Origin of the sequence: Trebonia sp., assembly GCF_049794275.1 — a bacterium.
Classification (GTDB): Bacteria; Actinomycetota; Actinomycetes; order Streptosporangiales; family Streptosporangiaceae; genus Trebonia.
The window spans coordinates 1-6,159 of sequence record NZ_JBARCR010000628.1 but is presented as its reverse complement, the minus strand read 5'-3'; the positions used below and the strand labels follow the sequence as shown (position 1 = coordinate 6,159).

At 69.2% G+C, this 6,159-nt stretch carries 9 protein-coding genes; 2 read left to right on the top strand and 7 right to left on the bottom strand.

The genetic code is table 11. From position 1 onward, the window contains the following. The coding region (locus tag WA805_RS16805) for a dihydrofolate reductase family protein (RefSeq protein ID WP_422341233.1) at window positions 1–346 on the bottom strand (346 nt) is incomplete at its 3' end. Window positions 347–426: 80 nt separating this feature from the next. Continuing rightward, complete coding sequence (locus WA805_RS16800) at window positions 427–858, bottom strand: winged helix-turn-helix transcriptional regulator (protein WP_422272260.1); 432 nt, start codon at window positions 856–858, stop codon at window positions 427–429. 76 nt (window positions 859–934) lie between these two features. On the opposite strand from WA805_RS16800, the gene WA805_RS16795 reads away from it, so the two are divergent. After that, complete coding sequence (locus WA805_RS16795; protein ID WP_424562481.1) at window positions 935–1,846, top strand: S1C family serine protease; 912 nt, start codon at window positions 935–937, stop codon at window positions 1,844–1,846. Window positions 1,847–1,943: 97 nt separating this feature from the next. Here WA805_RS16795 and WA805_RS16790 read toward each other — a convergent pair whose 3' ends face one another. From WA805_RS16790 to WA805_RS16770, 5 genes are all read right to left on the bottom strand, one after another. Continuing rightward, a complete protein-coding gene (locus WA805_RS16790) occupies window positions 1,944–2,921 on the bottom strand; it encodes an alpha/beta fold hydrolase (protein ID WP_425242808.1) in 978 nt (325 codons plus the stop codon). Further along, complete coding sequence (locus tag WA805_RS16785) at window positions 2,918–3,406, bottom strand: MarR family winged helix-turn-helix transcriptional regulator (RefSeq protein ID WP_422325412.1); 489 nt, start codon at window positions 3,404–3,406, stop codon at window positions 2,918–2,920. Before WA805_RS16785 ends, WA805_RS16790 begins: the two co-directional genes overlap by 4 nt. A 123-nt stretch (window positions 3,407–3,529) precedes the next feature. After that, on the bottom strand, window positions 3,530–4,186 hold the full coding sequence (locus tag WA805_RS16780; RefSeq protein WP_422287589.1) for a response regulator transcription factor: 657 nt from the start codon (window positions 4,184–4,186) through the stop codon (window positions 3,530–3,532). A 16-nt stretch (window positions 4,187–4,202) separates the two neighbouring features. Beyond that, entirely contained in the window at window positions 4,203–5,114 is a 912-nt protein-coding gene (locus tag WA805_RS16775; protein ID WP_425242807.1) for a sensor histidine kinase, read from the bottom strand. A 47-nt stretch (window positions 5,115–5,161) separates the two neighbouring features. After that, complete coding sequence (locus WA805_RS16770) at window positions 5,162–5,323, bottom strand: hypothetical protein (RefSeq protein WP_422287585.1); 162 nt, start codon at window positions 5,321–5,323, stop codon at window positions 5,162–5,164. 347 nt (window positions 5,324–5,670) lie between these two features. Here WA805_RS16770 and msrA point away from each other — a divergent pair, with 347 nt between their 5' ends. Further along, window positions 5,671–6,156, top strand: coding sequence for a peptide-methionine (S)-S-oxide reductase MsrA (gene msrA / locus WA805_RS16765; protein WP_425242806.1), 486 nt, complete (start codon window positions 5,671–5,673; stop codon window positions 6,154–6,156). Window positions 6,157–6,159: the final 3 nt, after the last annotated feature.

Here is a 6,159-nt window from a genome sequence, read left to right as displayed (position 1 = left end):
TCACGAGGCGAGCGGTGTCAGGGTGCTCGCCGCGCCACGTCGCATCGGCCTCGCTGAGCGAGTTGGACACGACGTACTTGGGCAGCGAGTTGATCGCCGTGGCAATGGGGTTGGCGGGGTCGGTCTGATCAGGCCAGTAGCCACGGAAGATGTCGAACGTTCTGCGGCCGAGCAGGAACGCGCTGGCGTGGCTGTTGAGCTCGGTGACGAACTCGCCGACGGCCGGGTCGGGGAATGGCGCCTGCCAGCCGCCGCGCGCGAAGGCGCCGCTGCGATCCTCCTCAGGTCCGCCGGGAGCCTGCATCACGCCGTCGAGGGTCAGGAATGTCTGAACGGTGAGCTTCATGTCAATGCAGACGGACCGGCGCACCGATTCTGAGCGCCTCTCACGCCGAATCGCAGGATGGCTCTACCGGCCGGTGGACCTTACACATAGTGCGTCTGGGCGTTATCCGGCTCGTGGTCGACGAGTTGGTCGCAGGTCGGGCAGTACCAGCGGGCCTCGATGGGGGTGCCGCAGGCGAGGTGGCGTGGGGTGTTCGCCGGGTCGGTGTGCCGGGTCCCCCAGTGCGCGAGCAGCCGGAGTGCCCCGGCGAGTTCGGTGCCCTCCGCGGTCAGCTGGTAGGCGGCCCTGGGGGGCCGCTGGGAGTAGGGCCGGGCTATCAGCAGTCCGTCGCGTTCGAGCCGTTTGAGGCGCTCGGACAAGATGTTCGCGGCGATGCCCGGGATCTGGCCGAGAAGGTCGTTGAACCGGCGCGGGCCGGGCAGCAGCGCTTCCACCACCAGCAGTGTCCACCGGTCGCCGACCCGGGCCAGCGCCTCGGCGAGCGGCGAGGGTTCCAGCTCGGATTCAGCCATGGGCTGATCGTAGCCCCGTTGACTTCTGATCAGTTAATAGTAATTTGCAAGTTACTACTTACTGGAGGTGGCAGACATGGCGATCCTCGATGAAATCGGGGCAACCATCAGGCAACTAGCAGCAGGCGCCGGAAGCTCGGTTGTGGGCGTCGGGCAGCGCTGGGGCGTCGGCTCAGGCATCGTGCTCGGCGAGGGCACGGTCCTCACCAACGCGCACAACGTGCGCGGCGACCGGGTGACGGTCACCTTCGCCGACGGGCGCACCGCGGAGGGGAACGTAGCCGGGCACGACGTTGACGGCGACCTGGCCGTCATCGGCGTCGACACCGGCGGTGCCCCCGCACTGCCGTGGGCCGACGGCGCGGCCGCGGAGATCGGGACGCCGGTGTTCGCGCTGGCCAACCCGGGCGGGCGCGGGCTGCGGGTAACGTTCGGGTTCGTCTCCGGCGTCGAGCGGTCCTTCCGGGGCCCGCGCGGCCGGCGCATCACCGGCAGCCTCGAGCACACCGCCCCGCTGCTGCCCGGCTCCTCAGGCGGCCCGGTTCTCACCGCCGCGGGGCAGCTGCTCGCGATCAACACCAACCGCCTCGGCGAGGGCTTCTACCTGGCCATACCCGCCGACGAGGCACTACGGGACCGGGCCGGCGCACTCGGCCGCGGGGAATCAGCACAATCACCGCGGCTCGGCATCGCCATCGCGCCCAACCACGTCGCCAGGCGGCTGCGCCGCGCCGTCGGCCTGCCCGACACCGACGGCCTGCTCGTCCGCGACGTAGTGGAAGACAGCCCGGCCGCCCGCGCAGGACTCGCCCAGGGCGACCTGATCGTAGCGGCCGCGGGTCAGCCGGTACGCACCCCCGACGACCTGTTCGACGCACTCCAGGCCGCATCGGGCGGCGCCATCGAGCTCACCATCACCCGCGGCACCGAGGAACGGACCATCCAGGTCACCCTCGCAGATCGCGGCCAGCCAGATAACCAGGCATAAGCACCCGCGATCGCGTTCTGGCGGGCCCGCCTCGGGATAGCAGCGGGATAAGGATCAGTACCCGCGGCTATCATCCGTCCGGGCTCGCCAGAGTAGCTCAGAGCTGGGCAATCGCCTGTTCGGCTGTCGGAGGGTGCGGGCCGGCTGTGAGGTGTTCCGCGATCAGCCTGGCAGCCCGCTGGGGGTCGACAAGCCAGGGCGCGTGTCCGGCTGGCAGCTCGTAAAGCCTGCTGTCCTGTATCTGATCGATAGAGGGCCGCGCGCGCTCGATGGATAGGTAGGGGTCGTCGGATCCGAGGATGAAGATCGCGGGTGTCGTGATCGCGGCGAGTTCCGCGCTCGTGAGGACACTCTCGGGGCGTGGCCGGCGGAATCGGTCGATCGCGTGCATGAGCGACGCCACGGTTCTGGCGTTCTCCGGCCGGCGTGCGGACAGGCGCAGTGCCTGGATCAGCGGGTCCGGCGCGGCCGCTATTTCGGCGGAGCCTTGCCCCTGGGCGAGCAGGCGGCGGTAGACCCGATGCGGGCTGGGTGCGCGCAAGACAGCGATGCCTAGTCCGCGGACAGTCAGCAGTGATAGCGGCATGCGCACGCGTACGCCCGGCAGCGCGACGGCGGGCTGTCCGATCGCGACGACCGTGGAGATCCGGTTGGAACCGGCGGCTGCGTGCCAGAGGGCGAACATGCCGCCAAGTGAGTGGCCGATCACGGGTGCCTTGTCGAGCGACAGCGCGTCCAGGATGTCATCGATCAACTGGCGGGCGTGCTCGCGTACCTGCCCGCGCCGGAAGGTGACCGGGTCGGACAGGCCGTGGCCGGGTAGGTCCACGGCGAGCAGCCGGAAGTGACGGAGGTTTGCGAACAACGGCGCCCAGATGGCGGCGTTCTCCGTGACACCGTGCAGCAGGACAACCGCCGGGCCCTGTCCATGGGAGAGCACTCGTACTCGCAGGCCCGTTCGCGGGAGTGTGAGGAAAAACTCGTCGACGTCCGCGCCGACGGCGGCGAACAGGTTCCTTTCCGCGTCGCGAATGCGCTGCTCGCGATTCCCGGTCGCCGGGGTCTGGTGAATCATGGCTCCTCCGTTGGCTCGGCCTGCGCGTTCCCTGGGCTCGGCGTCATGGCCGCCAGGCTGGCGAGCCACGTCCGGATGGTTCGCTCGTCCTGGCGGCTGAGATCGGCGAGCACGGCATGTTCCACTGCGCGTACCCGGCGCGTTGCTGTCTGCAGGCGGTTGCGGCCTCGCGCCGTCAGGCGCACGAGCACCACCCGTTGATTCTTCGCGATGCGCTCAACCAGCCCCGCCGTCTCCAGGCTGAGGATGGACGTGTGCATCGTCTGCCTCGTGACCTGCGAGATGCGGGCAAGCTCGGCGGTAGACAGCTGAGGCCTGGTCTCGAACACGCTGAGGATGCCGTAATCCTGCGCGGACAGCCCGAGGTCCTCCAGCTCGCTGTCCAGCCGCGCCCGGAAGTGCTGGTGCGCGAGCCGGAACAGGTAGCCGAGATTTGCGTCCGGCTGGGGAAGCGGCGGCGATGGTGTTGTCAGCCTTTCTGACATAACAGGCACGATACGAGTTGTCAGTGAGTCTGTCAACTTGTACTTCGCCCGGAGCAGAAGGAGCGATGGCCCGCACAGCGTCCTGGCTCATTGTCCTGGCTCATTGTGCGCGGCTGTCGCCGGTCAGGGATGCAGGTAGCGGAGGACGGCGAGCACCCGGCGATGGTCGGAGTCCGACGGCGCCAGGCCGAACTTGCTGAAGATGCTCGCGATGTACTTCTCGACGGCCCGCTCCGAGATCACCAGGGTCGCGGCGATCGCGCCGTTGGACCGGCCTTCGGCCATCAGGGCCAGCACGTCGCGCTCTCTGGCCGTGAGGGAGCCGAGCCCGGTATCCCGGCGGCTGGCGCGCAGCAGTTGCGTGACGACCTCCGGATCGAGGGCAGTGCCGCCGGCCGCTACCCGGCTCAGCGCCTCGACGAATTCGTCGACGTCGCCAACCCGGTCCTTGAGCAGGTACCCGACCCCCGCGGCACCGCCACCGGGCGCCGCGCCGAGCAGGTCAGCCGCGTACCGGGTCTCGATGTACTGGGAGAACACCAGCACCCCGGTCGCGGGGTGGTCGCGGCGGATGGCGATCGCGGCGCGCAGGCCCTCGTCGGTGTAGCCGGGCGGCATCCGCACGTCCACCACGGCGGCGTCCGGATGGTGCTCGTCCACCGCGGCTAGCAGGTCGACGGCGTTGCCTACGGCGGCGAGGACCTGGTGGCCGCTGTCTGCCAGGATTTCAGCCAGGCCGGCTCGCACTACAGCCGAGTCTTCGGCGATGACGATCCTCATCGGAGCTCCGGTTCAGTCACGCGTGGGACGGCAGCTCAACGGTGACCACGCTAGGGCCTCCCGGCGGGCTGCTGAGCTGCAGCCTGCCGTCCACGGTCCTGATCCGGTCGGCGAGCCCGGCGAGCCCGCCGCGCGCCCCGGCCTGGGCGCCGCCGCATCCGTCGTCGCTGACCCGCACCCGCAGCTGCAGGCCGGGCACGTGGACGGCCTCCAGCGTGGCATGCCGGGCGCCGCTGTGCTTGGTCACGTTGGTGAGCAGCTCGGCGGCGCAGAAGTAGGCAATGGTCTCGATCGCGGCGGACGGACGCTCGGGCAGGTCGATGACCGTCTCGACGGGCAGGTCGCTGCGCGCGGCGAGGGTGGTGAGCGCGATGCCCAGGCCCTGGTCGAGCACGGTGGGATGGATGCCGCGGCAGAGGTCACGCAACTCGGCGATGGCCTCCTTGGCGCCGCGGTGCGCGGCGACGACCAGCTCCAGGGCCCTGTCCAGGTCGGTCTGCCCGGTCCCGTCGGTCATGCCGCCGAGCTTCTTCACGGCCAGCCCGAGCTTCATGGTGACAGCGACCATCTGCGCCTGCGCGCCGTCGTGCAGGTCGCGCTCGATCTGCCGCAGCCTCGCGGCCGAATCGTCCACCAAGCTGGTCCGGGATCGCTCCAGCTCCTGCACCCGGCGGACGCTGTCCTGCTGCAGGCGGTAGACGGTCCAGAAGATCAGCGCCGCCCCCGCCAGCGGCAGCACGCCCAGCAATGCCAGCGGCCCCGTCCAGGGGACCGAAGCGAGCAGGGCAACGCCGAGGACGACGTTGAAGATGCCACAGGCAATCCGCACACCCGCGTAGCGGCGGGGGCGGCGATACTCAAATTCCCTGACCAGCAGCCTCATCAGGACAGGCCGCGCGGGAGGGCTGCCGTCAGCGGGTGCGGACATCGGAATGCCTCCAGTGAGCTGTCCGGAGGCCCCAGTATCCACCCGGGCTAGCCCTGGGCACTGGCCTGCAGCCGGCGGACGGTCCAGAAGATCAGCGCCGCCCCCGCCAGCGGCAGCACGCCCAGCAATGCCAGCTGCCCCGTCCAGGGGACCGAAGCGAGCAGGGCGACGCCGAGGACGACGTTGAAGATGCCACAGGCAATCCGCACATCCGCATAGCGGCGGGGGCGGCGGTACTCAAATTCCCTGACCAGCAACCTCTCCAGGACCGATCGCGAGGGAGGGATGGTGCCAGCGGTTGCGTACATCGGAATGCCTCCGGTGAGCTGCGGTGCCCGGCTGCTCCGGTCACCTGCTATCTCAATGCTCGCCGGCCCTGAGCAGGAGAGGTACCGTGCGGACACCCGAACCTGAGGTACGGCTAGCACGGCCCGGGTTCAGCGTGCGACGCCCGGCTTCCGTTCCTCACCGCGGAACATTGTTCCCCGCGGAGTTGCGCCTCCCAGTTGAGAAGCTGCACTGGCTGTGCCGGGTGCCTGTTACGAGGAAAACCGCGATGAGCGAGAACACCGAGACCGCGACCCTCGCCGGGGGCTGTTTCTGGCCCGCGCAGCAACTGCTGCGTCACCGCGCCGGAGTCATCTCCACCCGCGTCGGCTACACCGGCGGGGAGAACGACAACCCGACCGCCGGCAACCATCCCGGTCACGCCGAGGCGGTCGAGGTCAACTTCGATCCCGGGCAGACCTCCTACCGGAACATCCTGGAGTTCTTCTTCCAGATCCACCGCCCCGACCTTGGTGAAGATCGTGTCGGCTCCGATTACCGCTCCGAGATCTTCTATACCAGCGACGAGCAGCGCCAGGTCGCCGAGGACACGATCGCCGCCGCCGACGCCTCGGGCATGTGGCCCGGCACGGTCGTTACCAAGATCAGCCAGGCCGGCCCCTTCTGGGCAGCCGAGGCCGAAGACCAGGACTATCTCCAGCGCTACAGCGACGGCAACAATCAGTTCAGCACGTATCGATCCCCTGCGCGATAGCCG